Source organism: Serinicoccus chungangensis (assembly GCF_001483745.1).
Classification (GTDB): Bacteria; Actinomycetota; Actinomycetes; order Actinomycetales; family Dermatophilaceae; genus Ornithinicoccus; species Ornithinicoccus chungangensis_A.
On the sequence record NZ_LQBL01000032.1, the window covers coordinates 133,264 to 151,539 of the forward strand.

The window sequence follows — 18,276 nt, forward strand, 5'->3', positions numbered from 1 at the left end:
GTGGACGCCTCAGTCGTCGTCGGTCCAGTGCCCGGCGCGACGCTCGGCCTGCAGCTCCTCGCGGGCCGCGCTGGCGGCGTCCTTGCGGTCGTGGAAGGCCTCGCGCCGCTCCGCCCGGGTCGGCCGGGAGCGGTCGTCCAGGCGCAGGTCCGTGCCCCGGCTGCCCAGCAGCTCGGCGCCGCCGGCCATGGTCGGCTCCCAGTCGAAGACGACGGCGTCGTCCTCGGGTCCGATGAGCACCGTCGAGCCGGACACCGCGCCCGCCTTGAGCAGCTCCTCCTCGACGCCGAGGCGGGCGAGCCGGTCGGCGAGGTAGCCGACGGCCTCGTCGTTGGCGAAGTCGGTCTGCCGCACCCAGCGCGTGGGCCGCTCGCCCAGCACCCGGAAGACCTCCTCCTCGCCCCCGCCCTCGCGACGCACGGTGAAGCCCTGGTCGTCCAGCGCCCGGGGCCGGATGACGACCCGCGCGGGCTCGGTGTCGACCTGCTCGGCCCTGGCCCGGGCCACGTGGCCGGCCAGCGCGAACGTCAGCTCCTTGAGGCCCTGGTGCGCGACCGCGGACACGACGTGCACCTCATACCCCTGCTCCTCCAGGTCCGGGCGCACCATCTCGGCGAGGTCCCGCGCCTCGGGGACGTCCGCCTTGTTGAGGACGACCACGCGCACGCGCTCGGCGAGGGGGATGCCGCCGAGCTCGCCGTGGGGCACGTAGGCCGCGAGCTCGGCCTCGATGACCTCCAGGTCGGTCAGCGGGTCCCGGCCCGGCTCCAGGGTCGCGCAGTCGATGACGTGCACGAGGACGTGACAGCGCTCGACGTGCCGCAGGAACTGCAGCCCCAGACCCCTGCCCTCGCTCGCCCCCGGGATGAGGCCGGGCACGTCGGCCATGGTGAAGCGCTCCCCGCCGGCGGTGACGACGCCGAGGTTGGGCACCAGCGTGGTGAAGGGGTAGTCGGCGATTTTGGGCTTGGCGGCGGACAGCACGCTGACCAGCGAGGACTTGCCGGCCGAGGGGAAGCCGATGAGCGCCACGTCGGCCAGCGTCTTGAGCTCGAGGACGACCTCGGTCTCCTCGCCCGGCTCCCCCAGCAGCGCGAAGCCGGGCGCCTTGCGCCGCGGCGAGGCCAGGGCCTTGTTGCCGAGGCCGCCCCGACCGCCGCGGGCGGCGACGAACTCGGTGCCGTCCCCGACCAGGTCCGCCAGGACCTCTCCCCCGCGGGTGGTGACGACGGTGCCCGAGGGCACGGGCAGCACGAGGTCCTCCCCCTGGGCCCCGTTGCGCTCGTCACCCTCGCCGGGGCGCCCGTTGGGGGCGCTGCGGTGGGGTCCGTGGTGGTAGTCGATGAGCGTCGTGACCTGCGCGTCCACCCGCAGCACGATGTCCCCCCCGCGGCCGCCGTTGCCGCCGTCCGGGCCACCCAGCGGCTTGAACTTCTCCCGGTGGACGGAGGCCACCCCGTGGCCACCCTTGCCGGCCCGCAGGTGCAGCACGACCCGGTCGACGAAGTTGGCCATGGGCAGATCCTCTCAGGTGGTGCAGACACCGCGACGCCGGCGGGTCGTGTCGGACCCACCGGCGTCACCGATGCCGTGCGCCGGGCGGACCCGGCGTCTCGTCAGGTATGTGGTGTCGCGCCTCAGGCGTCGACGGTCGCGCTCTGGCCGACGATGTTGACGGTCTTGCGACCGCGCTTGGCGCCGAACTCGACGACACCGGGGACGAGCGCGAACAGCGTGTCGTCACCGCCGCGGCCGACACCCTCGCCGGGGTGGAAGTGGGTCCCGCGCTGGCGGACGATGATCTCGCCGGCGCCGACGACCTGGCCGCCGAAGCGCTTCACGCCCAGGCGCTGCGCGTTCGAGTCACGACCGTTGCGGGTCGAGGACGCACCCTTCTTGTGTGCCATCTGCTGACTCCTCCTTGGCTCGGGTGACGCTCAGGCGTCGATCGCGGTGATCTTGACCTGGGTGAGCGGCTGGCGGTGGCCCTGCCGCTTCTTGTACCCGGTCTTGTTCTTGTACTTCTGGATGACGATCTTGGGGCCCTTGACGGCACCCACGACCTCGGCGGTCACGGTGGCCTTGCCGAGGGCGTCGGCGTCGGTGGTCACGGCGTCACCGTCGACGAGGAGCACGGGCGCGAGCTCGACGGTGTCGCCGGCCGCAGCGTTGCCGCCGACCTTGTCGATGGTCAGCACGTCGCCGACGGAGACCTTCTCCTGGCGGCCGCCAGCACGGACGATCGCGTACACGTTGAACTCGCTTTCTGCTTCTCTCGCGGTGGGCTCGGACGCGCCCTGCGTGGTGGGACCCGGCCGAGCCGACATACCAGGATGTCGTCTGCGAGACCGGCGCCGCACCGACGGGCGAACCGACGCACCAGACTACCGTGCGCGGCGCCCGGCCTCCAAACTCAGTCGGTCCCCGGACCGGCGGCGTCCTCGCCCGTGGGCGGTCCGGCCGGAGCGACGACCCGTCCGCGGCGGCGTCGCTTGGGGGCAGCCGGGGCCGAGGCGGTCTCGGTCACCGGCGCGGCGGCCGTGACGGCCTCCGAGGCGGACGGCGGGGCCGCGACCACGTCGTCGGCGCCGGGCTCCGGCCCGGTGGTCGCCTCGTCCTGCTGGGGGGACGTCTCCGGGCTCGGGGTGTCGGCCTGGGCCTCGGGCTGGTCCGCCACCTCGTGGGCGGCCGCTCCGGCGGCGGCGTCGGCCGCCTCCGAGCTCGCCCCCGCGCTCAGCGCGGCGGCGTGGGCCGCGGCGGCGATCTGCGCCGGGGTCGGGCCCGCGGGGTTGGGGGTGGGCAGGACGTTCTTGGGCTCGGGACCGCTGCCGCCACCGCTGCCGCCCCGGCCCTTGCCGCGGCGCTTGCCGCCGCCGCCGTTGCCGTTGCCGCCGTTGTCGTCGCCCCCGCTGCGCACGACCGGCTCGGTCTGCACGACCACACCCCGGCCCGAGCAGTGCGTGCAGCTCTCGGAGAAGACCTCGATGAGACCGGACCCGACCCGCTTGCGGGTCATCTGGACCAGGCCGAGCGAGGTCACCTCCGCCACCTGGTGCTTGGTGCGGTCGCGGCCCAGGCACTCCAGCAGCCGCCGGACGACCAGGTCCCGGTTGCTCTCCAGCACCATGTCGATGAAGTCGACGACGATGATGCCGCCGATGTCGCGCAGCCGCAGCTGGCGCACGATCTCCTCGGCCGCCTCGATGTTGTTCATGGTGACCGTCTCCTCGAGGTTGCCGCCGGAGCCGGTGAACTTGCCGGTGTTGACGTCCACGACGGTCATCGCCTCGGTGCGGTCGATGACCAGCGAGCCGCCCGAGGGCAGCCACACCTTGCGGTCCATCGCCTTCGCGATGGCCTCGTGGACGCGGTAGGTCGTGAAGACGTCGGTGGTGCCCGTGTCCTTCTCGACGCGGTCGGCGAGGTCGGGGGCGACCTCGTCGATGTAGCGCTTGACCTCGTTCCACGCCTTGTCGCCGGAGACGACGAGCTTGGCGAAGTCCTCGTTGAAGACGTCCCGGATGACCCGCACGGTCATGTCGGCCTCGCCGTGGAGCAGCGCGGGCGCGTTGGCGCTGCGCGACTTGGCCTCGATCCGCTCCCACATCGCGGTCAGCCGCTCGACGTCCGCGCGCAGCTCGGCCTCCGAGGCGCCCTCGGCGGCGGTGCGCACGATGACGCCGGCGTCACCGGGGACGACCTCCTTGAGGATCTTCTTCAGCCGGGTCCGCTCGGTGTCCGGCAGCTTGCGGGAGATGCCGGTCATCGAGTTGCCCGGCACGTAGACGAGGTAGCGGCCGGGCAGCGAGACCTGAGAGGTGAGCCGCGCCCCCTTGTGGCCGATCGGGTCCTTGGTGACCTGGACGAGGACCGACTCCCCCGACTTGAGGGCGTTCTCGATGCGCTTGGGCTGGTTGCCCTCGAGCCCGGCCGCGTCCCAGTTGACCTCCCCCGCGTAGAGCACCGCGTTGCGGCCCTTGCCGATGTCGACGAAGGCGGCCTCCATGCTGGGCAGGACGTTCTGCACCCGACCCAGGTAGACGTTGCCCACCATGGTGGACTGCGCGGAGCGTGAGACGTAGTGCTCGACCGGCACCCCGTCCTCCAGGACGGCGATCTGGGTGCGGTCCTCGAGTCCGCGGACCACCATGACCCGCTCGACGCTCTCGCGCCGGGCGAGGAACTCGGCCTCGGTGATGATCGTGCGGCGCCGGCCGGCCTCCCGGCCCTCGCGCCGGCGCTGGCGCTTGGCCTCCAGCCGGGTGGACCCCTTGACCGAGGAGACCTCGTCCTTGGCGGACCGCTCGCTGCCGCTGCGCGACCGGCGACGCCGCCGCTTGGTGCCCCCGGACGCGTCGCCCTCGGACTCCTTCGCGTCGGGCTGCTCCTCGCCCTGGCCACCCTGGGCGTCCTCGCCCTTCTGCTCGCCCTGGGTGCTCACGGAGCCCTTGGCCCCGGACCCTCCCCCTCCGCGGCGGCGCCGGGAGGAGCCGGAGGGCTTGTCCGGCGCCGTCGACCCGGCCGCCTCCTCCTCGGGCTGGTCGACGGACTGCTGCTCGGCCGCACCGTCGTCGCCGGTGCGGGAGCGCCGCCCCTTGCCGCCACGGCGGCGACGCCGACGTCCGCGCCCGCCGTTGTCGTCGTCGTCCTCGCCGTCCTGGGCCGCGGGCGCGTCGTCGGGAGTCGGGTCGGGCTCGCTCTCCGGCGCCGGCGCCGGTGCGGTCGAGGCCGAGGTGGCCCGGCGCGAGCGGCGTGGCGGGAGGTCCGTCAGGTCCGGGGCCTGGAAGACCAGGCCGAAGGAGGGCGTGGCGGCCGGAGCCGGCACGTCGTCGTCCTCGGCGCTCTGCGTCTCCTCCTCGCCGTCGGGGCGCGTCTCCTCCTCGCCGTCCGGGTCCTCGGTCACCGGCTGCTCGTGCTCGGTGACCTCGGCCCCGGTGCCCGGGTCCTCGGCGACCTGCTCGGGCGAGGGCTGCTCGTCGGCGGGGCCTGCGGGCGTGCGTTCGTCAGACACGTGGTGTCCTTCCAGGTCGCGCGGCTGCGGTCCACAACCAGGCCCGGGGGGCCTCCCTCCCGCGCGACGCGGGTGCGGTGTCGTCGTGACCGGCCGGCCGCGACGGAAGTCGTCCAGTGTCACCGGCTGCGGCTCGCGCGATCGCGCGGCACCGGTTCCGGCGCGGCACGGGCTCCGGGCGCGGTGCTCGTCATCGCGTCCACGACCTGCGTGCTGACCTGGCGAGGCGCACCACAGGGGCTCGTGCCGGGCCGCACGACGCTGTGGGGCGTCGTCCGACCGCTTGGCAGTATCGCACACCCACCTCCCCGCGCGGCACCGACGGACCGGCGTCCTGCGGATCGCCGGCACCCCGCCACCGGCGTCGCCCCGTGGGCGGGAGAGCCCGAGGTTGACGGTACGGTAGATGCCCGTGCGAGTCTTCAACTTCTCAGCCGGTCCAGCCACCATGCCGCTCGAGGTCCTCGAACGCGCCCAGTCCGAGCTCACCGACTGGCGCGGCTCCGGGATGTCCGTCATGGAGATGTCCCACCGCAGCGGCGAGTTCGTCTCCATCGCCGCGCAGGCCGAGCGCCGGATGCGCGACCTGCTGTCGGTGCCGGACGACTACGCGGTGCTCTTCCTCCAGGGAGGGGCGACCGGTCAGTTCTCCGCCGTGCCGCTCAACCTCGCCTCCCCCGGCGCCCCCGCGGCATACCTGAACACCGGGTCCTGGTCGGCCAAGGCCGTCGCCGAGGGCCGCAAGTACGTGGACGTGCGGGTGCTGGCGGACGAGAAGGAGTCGAACTACTCCACGGTGCCGGAGCAGGGCTCCCTCGAGGTGCCGGCGGACGCCGCCTACCTGCACTACACGATGAACGAGACGATCGGGGGGGTGGAGTTCCCCTACGTCCCGGACGCCGGGGAGGTCCCGGTGGTCACCGACGCCAGCTCGACGATCCTGTCGCGCCCGCTGGACGTCTCCCGCTTCGGGGTCATCTACGCGGGTGCCCAGAAGAACCTCGGACCCGCCGGCATCTGCGTCGTCGTCGTCCGCCGGGACCTGCTGGACCGGGCCCGCCCCGAGGTCCCCGCGGCCCTGGACTGGAAGGCCATGGCCGACGCCGACTCCATGCTGAACACCCCGCCCACCCTGGCGTGGTACCTCGTCGGGCTGGTCCTGGAGTGGGTCGAGCAGCAGGGGGGCGTGGCGGAGATGGCGCGCCGCAACCAGGCCAAGGCCGACCTGCTCTACGGCGCCATCGAGGCCTCGGACTTCTACTCCAACCCCGTCCAGCCGGCGGCCCGTTCCTGGATGAACGTGCCCTTCCTCGTGCCCGACAGCGCCCTCGAGAAGCCCTTCGTGGCGGCCGCCGCCGAGGCCGGGCTCTCCGGGCTCGCGGGGCACCGCAGCGTGGGCGGGATGCGGGCCAGCATCTACAACGCCATGCCGATCGAGGGCGTCCAGGCCCTCGTGGACTTCATGACCGACTTCGAGCAGCAGAACGGCTGAGACACCACACCCATGAGCCAGACCTACGCCATCCAGACCCTCAACGCGATCTCCCCCATCGGCCTGCAGCGGCTCGACCGGGACGTCTTCGACATCGGCACCGACATCGCGCAGCCCCGGGGGATCCTCCTGCGCTCGGCCGACCTGCACTCCGCCGAGATCCCCGAGTCGTTGTACGCCGTCGCCCGCGCCGGCGCCGGCACCAACAACATCCCGGTGGACGCCATGGCGGCGCGCGGCATCCCGGTCTTCAACACCCCGGGCGCCAACGCCAACGCGGTCAAGGAGCTCGTCATCGCGGGCATGCTGCTCGCGGCGCGCAACCTCTACCACGCCGCCGACTACACCCGGGGGCTGGTCGCCGAGCGGTCGCTCACCGGCGCCGACCTGGACCAGCAGGTGGAGGCCGGCAAGAAGCAGTTCGCGGGCTACGAGCTCCCCGGTCGGACGCTGGGCGTCATCGGCCTCGGCGCGATCGGCGTGCTCGTCGCCAACGCGGCGCAGTCACTGGGCCTCAGGGTGCTCGGCTACGACCCCGCCATCACGGTCGAGCGCGCGTGGCAGCTCTCCCCCAACATCGAGCAGGTGACCAGCGTCGAGGAGCTGTTCGCGCGGTCCGACATGATCACCCTGCACGTGCCGCTCATCGAGGCGACCAAGGGTCTGGTCGACGCCGAGCGCATCGCGACGATGCCGGCCGGTGGCGTGGTCCTCAACTTCGCCCGCGGCGGGGTCGTGGACGAGGCGGCCGTGCTCGAGGCCCTGGACTCGGGGCACCTGCACGCCTACGTCAACGACTTCCCGAGCGAGGCCGGGTCGGTGCACCCCAAGGTCATCGCGCTGCCCCACCTCGGCGCCTCCACCGGCGAGGCCGAGGACAACTGCGCGGTCATGGCCGCCGACCAGCTCTCGGACTACCTGCTGCACGGCAACATCCGGAACTCGGTGAACTTCCCCGAGGTCGTCATGGCGCGCACCCCCGGCACCACCCGGCTGGGCATCTTCAACGAGAACAAGCCCAACATGATCGGTCAGATCACCGCCACGCTCGCCGAGGCCGGGCTCAACGTCGCCGAGTTCACCAACAAGTCCAAGGGCGAGGTCGCCTACACCCTGGTCGACGTCGAGGGCGAGGTCCAGGACGACCTCAAGGACTCGATCCTGGCCATCGAGGGCATCATCCGGGCCCGCAAGATCGACTGACCGGCGGCGGCCGGTCCAGCGCTAGGCTGGCCGGCGGCGGCCGGTCCAGCGCTAGGCTGGCCGGTATGTCGCACACCCGGTTCCCGTCCGGCGAGGGTTGAGCCTCGATCTCCGGGCTGGCGGTCGCCTACCGTGCCACGCACGAGGCGATCCCGCTCTTCGGCGTCTACGCCCTGCTCTTCGCCGACCGCGGCCTCGGCACCGCCCAGATCTCGGTGCTGCTCGCCGTCTGGTCGCTGAGCGCCTTCCTGCTGGAGATCCCCTCCGGCGCCTGGGCGGACCTGCTCGACCGGCGTCGCGTGCTCGTGGCCTCGGGCGTCGTCTACGTCGCGGCGTTCGCCACCTGGATGCTGTGGCCGGGGTTCTGGGGCTTCCTCCTCGGGTTCGTCCTGTGGTCGTGCTCGGACGCGCTGCACTCGGGGACCTGGGAGGCCTACCTCTTCGAGCAGCTCTCGGCGCGCCGCCGGAGCGGCCACTACGCGCGGGTCAAGGCCAGGGCGGAGAGCGTCGCCCTGGTGCTCATGGCCGTCGCCGTCGCGGCGGCCGCCCCGCTGCACCAGGTGGGCGGCTACCCCCTGGTGGGCGCGGTCAGCGTCGGCGTCGCGGTCCTCCACGTCGGGGTGACCCTGCTGCTGCCGCCGCCGGTGTGCGGCGCACCCGGTCCCCCGGGGTCGCCCGCACCGGCCCACGAGACCTCCCCGCGGGCCGTCGACCCCGCGCCCGACGCCGACCCGGCGCACCGCACGCCGCACGGCTGGGTGTCCACGCTGCGCGAGGGGGTCGCGCAGGCGCGCAGCGCCGGACCCGTGCGTCGGGTCCTGCTCGGGTATGCCGCCGTCGTCACCCTCGTCGGGTTCGACGAGTACTTCCCCCTGCTGCTCGCCGACGACGGGTCCTCGGTGGGCCGCGTGGCCGTCGTCATGGCCGGCATCGTCCTGCTGGAGGCGGTGGGCACCGCGCTCAGCGACCGGGTCGCCCGGCTGACCGGCGGGCCCCACGCCGCGCTGGTCCTGCTCGCCGGGGCGCTCCTGGCGCTCGGCGCCGCGGGGTCCGGATGGCTGGGAGCAGGGTCGCTGGGCCTGGGGTACGCGCTGGCCAGCAGCCTCTACGTGGCGGGGGACGCGCGTCTGCAGCACGCGATCGGACAGACCAGCCGCGCCCGCTCCACCGTCACCTCGGTGGCGGGCGTCGCCGGCGAGCTCGGCTTCCTCGTGACGCTCGCGACGGTGGGGGTGCTCACCCTGCGTCTCGAGCTCACCCCGGTGGTGGCCGGGGCCGCCCTCGTCCTGGCGGTCCCGGCAGCCCTCGCGGCCCGGCGCATGCCGCCCGGCGCGACGGCGGACCCCGCCGCCGACGACGGCACCAGGGGGTGACCGCCCGCGGGGCTCAGGCCCGGCCCAGCAGGGCCTGAGCCGTGTCGTAGGTGGTGACCAGGCCGTTGATGAGGTCGCCGGTCATCGCGGCGCGCAGGGCCTCGACCTTGCCCTCCCCGTGGGCGACGGCGACCACCCGGTCGATGCCGCGCAGCTGGTCGGGCGACAGCGCGATGAGGCGCTCCGAGAGGCACGTCCGCACCAGCTCGCCCCGCGCGTCGAAGCAGGCGCCCACGGCCTCGCCGACGACGCCGGCCTCGGACACCCGCTGTCGGCAGTCCTCGTCGACGGCGTCGTAGATCGTGGACTGCCCCGGCGCCCACGCGCCCACCCCGACCACGGCGACGGTCACCTGGTCGGCGGCCGCCAGCGTCCCGCTCACCGCCGGGTCCCGCCGCACCGCCTCGGCGGCGGCCGCGTCCGGCATGACGAGCGGGGCGAAGAACATCCGGCGCCCTCCCCCGGACATGCGCCCGGCCCGGCGCACCAGGTCCACCGAGCTGGAGTCCTCGCTGATGCCCACCAGGGCACCGCTGAGCTGCACGATCTCGACGGGCGGCAGTGCCTCCAGCGCGTAGACCATGTCGTGCACCGCGCGGCTCCACGGCAGCCCCAGGACGTCGTCCGGGCGCAGGACCCGGCCGAGCAGGCCGGCCGCGGCCCGGCCCAGCTCGGCCCGGACGTCGGGCGCCGTGGAGGAGATGGGGGCCACCAGCACGTGCTCGAGCGAGAACCGTGCGCGCAGGTCCTCGCTGAGCCTTCCGTCGCGGGCGTCCGGCTCGACGATCTCGATGCGCACGACCCCGGCCTCGTGCGCGAGGTCGAGCAGGCGCGCCACCTTGAAGCGGCTGATGCCGAGCGCCTCGGCGATGTCGGTCTTGGCCTGGTGCTGCTCGTAGTGCCGCCGGGCGACGGCGACGGCCAGCGCCAGGTCACGCTCCTCCCGGACGGCCACGAGGAACCTCCTGCTGGTGTGCGACCCGGGGGTCGGCGGACGGGACGGGAGGACCATTCTCCCGGGTCGGACGCGGGTGGCGCACGTCCTTGACAAGCACGGTGACGAGGGCTTCACTGATTCTACTCATGTGTGCGCGTCCCTGCGCTCGGATGAGCATACTCGACGAGGAGGCGGCCCGTGCCCAGGAAGACCGGACCAGCGAGGACGCTGGTCGTCATCAGCTCGACGTGCGTGGCCCTCGTGGCGACGGGCTGCGCCGGATGGGGAGGGGGTGGCGTGGGCGGCGGCGGCCCGGACTCCATCGACGTCCTCATGGTCAACAACCCGCAGATGGTGGACCTGCAGAACCTCACGGCCGAGCACTTCACGCAGCAGACGGGGATCAGCGTCAACTTCACCGTGCTCCCGGAGAACGACGTGCGTGACAAGATCAGCCAGGAGTTCACCAGCCAGGCCGGCCAGTACGACGTCGCCTCCCTCTCCAACTTCGAGATCCCGATCTACGCCCGGGCCGGCTGGGTGGCTCCGCTGGACGGGTTCATCGCGCAGGACGAGGAGTTCGCCTACGACGACATCCTCGAGCCGATGCGCACCTCCCTGTCGGTGGACGACGTGCCCTACGGCATCCCCTTCTACGGCGAGTCCTCCTTCCTCATGTACCGCCAGGACGTCCTCGAGGCCGAGGGGGTGCAGATGCCCGAGCAGCCCACCTGGCCCGAGGTCGCCGACATCGCGGCGCAGGTCGACGGCGCCGAGCCCGGCATGAGCGGTATCTGCCTGCGGGGCCAGCCCGGCTGGGGCCAGGTCATGGCGCCGCTCACCACGGTCGTCAACACCTTCGGCGGCACCTGGTTCGAGGAGGACATGACCCCCCGGGTCGACGCGCCGGAGTTCACCGAGGCGGTCGACTTCTACGTCGACCTCGTCCGCGAGCACGGCCAGAACGGCGCCCCCGCGTCCGGCTTCGTGGAGTGTCTCAACAACCTGCAGCAGGGCAACTCCGCCATGTGGTACGACGCCACGTCGGCCGCCGGGTCCCTCGAGGCCCCCGGGTCCCCGGTCCAGGGCAAGATCGGCTACGCGCCGGCACCGGTCATGGAGACCGACAGCTCCGGCTGGCTGTATGCCTGGTCCTGGGCGATCCAGGACGCCAGCGAGAAGCAGGACAACGCCTGGGAGTTCGTCTCGTGGGCCTCCGGCACCGAGTACGAGGAGCTCGTCGGCGAGGAGCTCGGCTGGTCGAGGGTCCCGGCGGGCAAGCGCTCGTCGACCTACGACAACGAGGACTACCTCGCCGAGGCCGGGCCGTTCGCCGAGGCGACCCGGGCGGCCATCGAGTCGGCCGATCCGGAGAACCCGGGCGTGCAGCCCCGACCGGCGATCGGGGTGCAGTTCGTCGGCATACCCGAGTTCCCCGACCTGGGCACCCAGGTGAGCCAGGACATCAGCGCGGCCATCGCCGGTCGCATGAGCGTCGACGAGGCGCTCGCCCGCGGCCAGCGGGTCGCCGAGGACATCGCCGAGCGCTACGAGGAGAGGGCGGCCCAGCAATGAGCAGCAGCACCGACACGTCCGAGCGGGGCACCGCGGGTCCGAACCCCGAGCAGGGTCGGGCCGGCGCGACCCCACCGCCGCGACGACGGCAGACCAGGTCCGACTCCTGGCAGCGCCGGATCCCGCTGCTGCCGGCGCTCATCTTCGTCATCGTCATGACCCAGCTGCCGTTCCTGGGCACGATCATCATCTCGTTCATGAACTGGAACGCCTACTACCCCGACGAGCGCGGGTTCGCGGGGTTCTCCAACTTCGCCCGGGTGTTCACCGACGTCAACGCCCGCTCGGCGGTGTTCGTCACCATCCTCATCACCGTGTCGACGGTCCTCATCAGCCTCGTGCTCGGGCTCGCGATCGCGCTGCTCCTGGACCGCAAGTTCCGGGGCCAGGGCATCGTGCGCACGATGATGATCGCGCCCTTCCTCGTGGTCCCGGTCGCGGCCGCCCTGCTGTGGAAGCACGCGCTCTACAACCCCGAGTACGGCCTCTTCAACGGTCTGCTCACGCTCGTGCTCGGAGAGGACGCCCCCCAGCCGGACTGGGTGGGCTCGATGCCGCTGCCGGCGCTCGTCGCGGCGCTGGTCTGGCAGTGGACGCCGTTCATGATGCTCATCCTCCTGGCCGGGCTGCAGAGCCGGCCGCTGGACGTCGTGGAGGCGGCGCGGATCGACGGCGCGTCCGAGTTCCGGATCTTCACGAGCATGACGCTGCCGCACCTGCGGCAGTACATCGAGCTCAGCACGCTGCTGGGGACGATCTACGTCGTCCAGAACTTCGACCACGTCTTCACCATCACCGCGGGCGCGACCGGCACCGCCAACCTCCCCTACTTCATCTACCAGACCTTCTACACCGCCCAGGACTACGGCCGGGCGTCGGCGGCAGGCGTCGTGACGGTGGTCGGCACCCTCGTCGTCGCGATGTTCGCCCTGCGCACGGCGTTCGCGATCTTCAAGGAGGAGGGCCGATGAGCACCACCGCCCCGACCAGGGGGGACAGCACCACCCCCGCGACCACGACCCAGAAGGTGGGGGGACGCACCTTCGTCCAGGCCAGGCCCCCGCGCCGCGGGATGCTGCTCACCGTCCTCGCCTGGGTCGTGGGGATCCTCTTCTTCTTCCCCGTGCTCTGGATGGTTCTGGTGTCCTTCCGCGCCGAGACCGACGCCGCCAGCAATCCCCCGGTGCTGTTCGCGCCGGTCAGCCTGGAGGGCTACCGGACGTTCTTCGCCGCCGGCCCGTGGCCGCCGCTGCTCAACTCGATGACGGCGAGCGTGGTGTCCACGGTCCTGGTCATCCTGCTGGCCTTCCCCGCGGCATACGCGCTGTCGATCCGGCCGGTGAAGAAGTGGACCGACGTGCTCTTCTTCTTCCTCTCCACCAAGATGCTGCCGATCGTGGCCGGCATCCTGCCGATCTACCTGTTCGCGCAGGCCACCAACCTGCTGGACAACATCTGGCTGCTCATCATCCTCTACACCTCCATGAACATGCCGATCGCGGTGTGGATGCTGCAGTCCTTCCTCGCCGAGGTGCCCGTCGAGATGCTCGAGGCGGCCCAGGTCGACGGTGCCGGGCTGCTCACCACCCTGCGCCAGGTCGTGGCCCCGGTCGTCATGCCCGGCATCGCCTCGGCCGCCCTCATCTGCTTCATCTTCAGCTGGAACGAGCTGCTCCTGGCCCGCGTCCTGACGAGCACGGTGGCGAGCACCGCACCGGTCTTCCTCACCGGCTTCGTCACCAGCCAGGGACTCTTCCTCGCCAAGGTCTGCGCCGCGTCCTTCGTCGTCTCGCTGCCGGTCCTCGCGGCCGGTTTCGCGGCCCAGGACAAGCTGGTGCAGGGCCTGTCGATGGGCGCCGTCAAGTGACCGGGAGAATACCGACCATGAAGCTCAGCGAGGAGACCCTGCCGGGGCTGCCCGAGGACGTGGCACGCCCGACCTACGACCGGTCCGCCCTGAAGCCCGGCATCGTGCACTTCGGCGTCGGCGGCTTCCACCGCGCGCACGAGGCGATGTACCTCGACCGGCTGATGAACGAGTCGCCCGAGGAGCACCTGGGCTGGTCGGTCGTCGGGGTCGGCACCATGCCCGGGGACGCCCGGATGCGCGACGCGATGGCGGCCCAGGACTGCCTCTACACCCTCGTGGTCAAGCACCCCGACGGCGCCCTCGAGCCCCGCGTCCTCGGGGCGATGTCGGCCTACCTCTTCGCCCCGGACGACCCCGAGGCGGTCCTCGCCCGGATGACCGACCCGGACGTGCGGATCGTCAGCCTGACCATCACCGAGGGCGGCTACCACGTCAACCAGGTCACCGGCGAGTTCGACCCGGCCGACGAGTCCCTGCAGGCGGACATCGCCGAGCCCCGGCAGGCACCGCGCAGCGCCTTCGGCTTCATCACCGAGGCCCTGCGTCGCCGTAGGGAGGCCGGGGACGAGCCGTTCACCGTCATGTCCTGCGACAACCTGCCCGGCAACGGGGACGTGGCCGGGCAGATGATCACCTCCTTCGCGCGGATGCAGGACGAGCACCGCACCGGTGCGGGGCTCGCCGACTGGATCGACGAGCACGTGTCGTTCCCCAACTCGATGGTCGACCGGATCACCCCGGTCACCAGCCAGGGGGACATCGACGCCCTCGCCGAGCGCTTCGGGGTCGAGGACGCCTGGCCGGTGGTCTGCGAGCCATTCACCCAGTGGGTCCTCGAGGACCACTTCCCGACCGGCCGACCCGCCTTCGAGGAGGTCGGGGTCCAGGTCGTCGACGACGTCGTCCCCTACGAGCTCATGAAGCTGCGGCTGCTCAACGCCAGCCACCAGGCGCTGTGCTACCTCGGCTACCTCGCCGGCTACCGCTACGCCCACGAGGTCGCCCAGGACCCGCTCTTCGAGGAGTTCCTGCTCGGCTACATGGAGCACGAGGGGTCCCCCACCCTCCCGGAGGTGCCGGACGTCGACCTCGCCGACTACCGGCGCACGTTGGTCGAGCGCTTCGCCAACCCCGAGGTGCGCGACACCCTCGCCCGCCTCTGCGCCGAGAGCAGCGACCGCATACCGAAGTGGCTGGTGCCGGTCATCCGGCACAACCTGGAGCACGGCGGGTCCATCGACCGGTCGGCCCTCGTCGTCGCGTCCTGGGCGCGGTATGCCGAGGGCGTGGACGAGCAGGGCGAGCCCATCGAGGTCGTCGACCGGCACCGCGACCGGGTCATGGCCGCGGCCGCCCGGCAGGACGAGGAGCCGCTGGCGTTCCTCGAGGACGAGACCTTCTTCGGCGACCTGCGCCACGACGAGCGGTTCGCTTCGGCCTACCGCCACTTCCTCCAGCGGTTGCACGAGGTGGGTGCACGGACCACCCTGGAGGACCATGACTGGAGCTGACCGCACCCTCGTCGCCGGCGTCGACACCTCGACGCAGTCCTGCAAGGTCGTCGTCTGCGACGCCGACACCGGAGAGGTGGTCCGCGAGGGGCGCGGCTCGCACCCCTCGGGCACGGAGGTCGACCCGCAGCACTGGTGGGACGCCTTCGAGGAGGCCACCGCCGACGGTCTCCTCGACGACGTCGCCGCCCTGTCCGTGGGCGGGCAGCAGCACGGGATGGTCCTGCTCGACGAGGACGACGCCGTCGTGCGGCCGGCCCTGCTGTGGAACGACACCCGCTCGGCGCACGCCGCCCGGTCGCTCGTGGACGAGCTCGGGGGCGCCGAGGCGTGGGCCGACCGGGTGGGCGTCGTGCCCCTCGCGGCCATCACCGTCAGCAAGCTGCGCTGGAGCGCCGAGCAGGAGCCCGACGTGTTCGCCCGGGCCCGCACGTGCGTGCTCCCCCACGACTGGCTCACCGGACAGATCCTGCGCCGCCACGGCGGCCGGGACGAGGGCTGGGTGACCGACCGGGGGGACGCCTCGGGCACGGGGTACTTCGACGCCGCCTCGGGTGACTACGACCGGGACCTGCTGCGGCTGGCGGTCGACCGGGACCTGGAGCTGCCGGAGGTGCTGGGGGCGCACGAGGAGGCGGGGCGGACCGCCTCCGGCATGGTGCTGGGGCCGGGCACGGGCGACAACGCCGCGGCGGCCCTCGGTCTCGGGCTCCGGCCCGGTGACGTCGTCATGTCGCTCGGCACGAGCGGCACCGCCTTCGCCCGGCACGACTCCCCTAGCCACGACGCGACCGGTGAGGTGGCGTCCTACGCCGATGCGACCGGCACCTTCCTGCCCCTGGTGTGCACCCTGAACGCCGCCCGCGTGCTGAGCGCCGGGGCGCACGCCCTGGGCACCGACCTCGCCGGCCTGGAGGACCTCGCCCTCCAGGCGGAGCTGGGCGCCGGTGGGCTCACGCTGCTGCCCTACCTCGACGGTGAGCGGACACCGAACCTGCCCGATGCGACGGGCACCCTGTCCGGCCTCACCCGTGACAACCTCACGCCGGCCAACCTGGCCCGCGCCATGGTCGAGGGCATGGTGCTCGGCGTGGGGGCCGGGGTCGACTCGCTGGCCCGGGAGGGTGTCGCCGTGGAGCGGATCCACCTCATCGGCGGGGCGGTCGCCTCCCGGGCGGTCCGCGAGATCGCGGCAGACCTGCTGGGGGTGCCGGTCGTCGTCCCGGCGGCCGGGGAGTACGTCGCCCTCGGGGCCGCCCGGCAGGCGGCGTGGACCTTGCGGGGCGGGGAGCTGCCGGACTGGCCGGTACCCACGTCGGCACGGCTGGAGGCCAGGCCCTCGGAGCGCGCTACGGAGGTCGTCGGCCGCTACCGCGAGCTGGTCCGGACCGTCCACGGCTGACCGTCCGACCGCCCCCTCAGGGGTCGGCTGCGGCGCCCGGGCCGCGTCCGACGTCCCGGGTCAGCCGGTGTAGAAGGCGTCCAGCTCGTCCTTGTACTTCGCGGTGACCGCACGCCGCTTGAGCTTCATGCTCGGCGTGAGGTCCCCGTCCTCGATGGACAGGTCGTGGTCGAGGATGTGGAACTGCTTGACCTGCTCGTGCCGGGCGAGCTGCTGGTTGAGCTGGTCCACGTGCCGCTGCACCATCTCCCGTGCGGCCGAGGAGGTGACGATCTGCGCGTAGCTGTCCCCGGCCATACCGTTCTTGGCGGCCCAGGCGGTGATGGCGTCGTGGTCGAGCGTGATGAGCGCGGACACGAAGTTGCGGCCGTCGCCCTCGACGATGAGCTGGCTGGCGTAGGGGCAGATGCCCTTGAACAGGGACTCGATGCGTGAGGGGGCGACGTACTTGCCGCCGGAGGTCTTGAACAGGTCCTTCTTGCGGTCGGTGATGCGGACGTAGCCGTCCTCGTCGATCTCCGCGATGTCGCCCGTCGCGAGCCAGCCGTCCTGCAGCGCCTCCGCCGTCGCCTCGTCGTTCTGGTGGTAGCCGGTCATGACACCGGGGCCGCGCATGAGCAGTTCCCCGTCGTCGGCGATCCGCACCTCGGTCCCCGGCAGGGGCCAGCCCACGGTGCCGATCTTGTTGACCCCCGGGCGCGGCCGGTTGACGATCGAGGCGGCGCTGGACTCGGTGAGACCGTAGCCCTCGATGATCGTCAGCCCCATCGCGTCGAACCACCGGGCGATGTCGTGGTTGAGCGCGGCGGAGCCGGAGATGAAGAACCGGATCCGACCGCCGAAGCGCTCCCGGATCTTGGACAGCACGAGCTTGTCGGCGACCGCGTGCTTGGCCTTGAGCAGGCCGGCCGGCTCACCGCCGGAGGCACGGATCTCGGCGACCTCCTGGCCCACCCCGGAGGCCCAGGTGAAGAGCTTCTGCTTCACGCCACCCTCGTCGGCCATCATGGTGGTGATCCGGCCGTAGGCCTTCTCGAAGATGCGCGGGGCGGCGCCCATGAAGGTCGGCCGGACGACGGCGAGGTTCGCCACGATCTGGTCCACCCGGCCGTCCACGGCGGTCGGGAAGCCCATCTGGAGGGGCAGGACCAGCAGGCACTTGCCGAAGACGTGGGCGAGCGGCAACCAGAGGTACTGGAGGTCGTCCGGCCCGAGCAGGTGGACGGCGTCCACCCCGGCACCCTCGTAGGTCCACGCGGAGTGCGGCAGCCGGACTCCCTTCGGCCGCCCGGTGGTCCCGGAGGTGTAGATGATCGTCGCGAGGTGCTCCGGGGTGAGCGCGTCGATGCGCGCGTCGACCACCCCCGGCTCGGACTCCAGCCGGCGCCGACCGAGCTCCTCCAGCTCGGCCAGGGTGATGATGTCGCCGCCGTCACCCGACCCGTCGATGACGACGATCTTGAGCACGGCACCGAGCTCGGCCCGGTGCTCCAGCACCTTGGCCACCTGCTCGTCGTCCTCGGCCACGACCACCCGGCTGCCGGAGTCGGTGATGATGAAGGCGACGTCCTGGGACAGGGTGGTCGGGTAGATGGTCGTCGTGGCCGCCCCCGCGCACATCACCGCCAGGTCGACCAGGACCCACTCGATGCGGGTCGAGCACGACAGGGCCACCCGCTCCTCCGGCTGCACCCCGAGCTCGACGAGACCGGCGGCGAGGGCGTAGGCACGCTCGCCGGCCTGGGCCCAGCTGAGGGTCGGCCACGCATCCCCGTCCGGGTAGAGGAAGGCGTCGGCGTCCGGCGTCGCGGCGACCCGGTCCCGGAAGAGGTGCCCGACGCTCGGGACACGGTTCTCGATCAGGGCGAGATCTGGCTGCTCATCGATGAGACGGGCCACGGC

At 72.4% G+C, this 18,276-nt stretch carries 14 protein-coding genes; 8 read left to right on the forward strand and 6 right to left on the reverse strand.

Annotated elements, in window-relative coordinates:
• Positions 1 to 9 precede the first annotated feature (9 nt).
• From obgE to AVL62_RS14870, 4 genes are all read right to left on the reverse strand, one after another.
• The gene (gene obgE / locus AVL62_RS14855; RefSeq protein WP_058892428.1) at positions 10 to 1,515 is read right to left on the reverse strand and encodes a GTPase ObgE; all 1,506 of its coding nucleotides are present in this window, start codon (positions 1,513 to 1,515) and stop codon (positions 10 to 12) included.
• Positions 1,516 to 1,637: 122 nt separating this feature from the next.
• Entirely contained in the window at positions 1,638 to 1,907 is a 270-nt protein-coding gene (gene rpmA, locus AVL62_RS14860; RefSeq protein ID WP_058892429.1) for a 50S ribosomal protein L27, read from the reverse strand.
• 30 nt (positions 1,908 to 1,937) lie between these two features.
• The gene (gene rplU / locus AVL62_RS14865) at positions 1,938 to 2,252 is read right to left on the reverse strand and encodes a 50S ribosomal protein L21 (protein WP_058892430.1); all 315 of its coding nucleotides are present in this window, start codon (positions 2,250 to 2,252) and stop codon (positions 1,938 to 1,940) included.
• A gap of 161 nt (positions 2,253 to 2,413) precedes the next feature.
• The gene (locus AVL62_RS14870; protein ID WP_083518994.1) at positions 2,414 to 5,011 is read right to left on the reverse strand and encodes an Rne/Rng family ribonuclease; all 2,598 of its coding nucleotides are present in this window, start codon (positions 5,009 to 5,011) and stop codon (positions 2,414 to 2,416) included.
• A gap of 406 nt (positions 5,012 to 5,417) precedes the next feature.
• On the opposite strand from AVL62_RS14870, the gene serC reads away from it, so the two are divergent.
• From serC to AVL62_RS14885, 3 genes are all read left to right on the forward strand, one after another.
• Entirely contained in the window at positions 5,418 to 6,503 is a 1,086-nt protein-coding gene (serC, locus tag AVL62_RS14875) for a 3-phosphoserine/phosphohydroxythreonine transaminase (RefSeq protein ID WP_201023290.1), read from the forward strand.
• Between the two features lie 12 nt (positions 6,504 to 6,515).
• Complete coding sequence (locus AVL62_RS14880; protein ID WP_058892431.1) at positions 6,516 to 7,706, forward strand: phosphoglycerate dehydrogenase; 1,191 nt, start codon at positions 6,516 to 6,518, stop codon at positions 7,704 to 7,706.
• A 173-nt stretch (positions 7,707 to 7,879) separates the two neighbouring features.
• Positions 7,880 to 9,079 (forward strand): MFS transporter, encoded by a 1,200-nt coding sequence (locus tag AVL62_RS14885; protein WP_268793656.1) that lies wholly within the window; start codon positions 7,880 to 7,882, stop codon positions 9,077 to 9,079.
• Between the two features lie 13 nt (positions 9,080 to 9,092).
• On the opposite strand, the gene AVL62_RS14890 is transcribed toward AVL62_RS14885, so the two are convergent.
• Positions 9,093 to 10,091, reverse strand: a complete 999-nt coding sequence (locus tag AVL62_RS14890) for a sugar-binding transcriptional regulator (RefSeq protein WP_083518996.1) — start codon at positions 10,089 to 10,091, stop codon at positions 9,093 to 9,095.
• A 123-nt stretch (positions 10,092 to 10,214) separates the two neighbouring features.
• Between AVL62_RS14890 and AVL62_RS14895 the strand changes: the two genes are divergently transcribed.
• The 5 genes from AVL62_RS14895 to xylB all read left to right on the forward strand — a co-directional run bounded on the left by AVL62_RS14895 (position 10,215) and on the right by xylB (position 16,374).
• Complete coding sequence (locus AVL62_RS14895; protein ID WP_058892434.1) at positions 10,215 to 11,591, forward strand: ABC transporter substrate-binding protein; 1,377 nt, start codon at positions 10,215 to 10,217, stop codon at positions 11,589 to 11,591.
• Complete coding sequence (locus tag AVL62_RS14900; RefSeq protein WP_058892435.1) at positions 11,588 to 12,562, forward strand: carbohydrate ABC transporter permease; 975 nt, start codon at positions 11,588 to 11,590, stop codon at positions 12,560 to 12,562. The genes AVL62_RS14895 and AVL62_RS14900 overlap by 4 nt, the downstream gene beginning before the upstream one ends.
• A 101-nt stretch (positions 12,563 to 12,663) precedes the next feature.
• Positions 12,664 to 13,458 (forward strand): carbohydrate ABC transporter permease, encoded by a 795-nt coding sequence (locus tag AVL62_RS14905; protein ID WP_058892565.1) that lies wholly within the window; start codon positions 12,664 to 12,666, stop codon positions 13,456 to 13,458.
• Positions 13,459 to 13,475: 17 nt separating this feature from the next.
• Positions 13,476 to 14,972 (forward strand): mannitol dehydrogenase family protein, encoded by a 1,497-nt coding sequence (locus AVL62_RS14910; RefSeq protein ID WP_058892436.1) that lies wholly within the window; start codon positions 13,476 to 13,478, stop codon positions 14,970 to 14,972.
• Entirely contained in the window at positions 14,959 to 16,374 is a 1,416-nt protein-coding gene (xylB, locus tag AVL62_RS14915; protein ID WP_058892437.1) for a xylulokinase, read from the forward strand. The genes AVL62_RS14910 and xylB overlap by 14 nt, the downstream gene beginning before the upstream one ends.
• Positions 16,375 to 16,434: 60 nt before the next feature.
• Here the strand turns inward: xylB and AVL62_RS14920 are convergent, their stop codons facing one another.
• Positions 16,435 to 18,273, reverse strand: a complete 1,839-nt coding sequence (locus tag AVL62_RS14920) for an AMP-dependent synthetase/ligase (protein ID WP_058892438.1) — start codon at positions 18,271 to 18,273, stop codon at positions 16,435 to 16,437.
• Between the last annotated feature and the right edge of the window lie 3 nt (positions 18,274 to 18,276).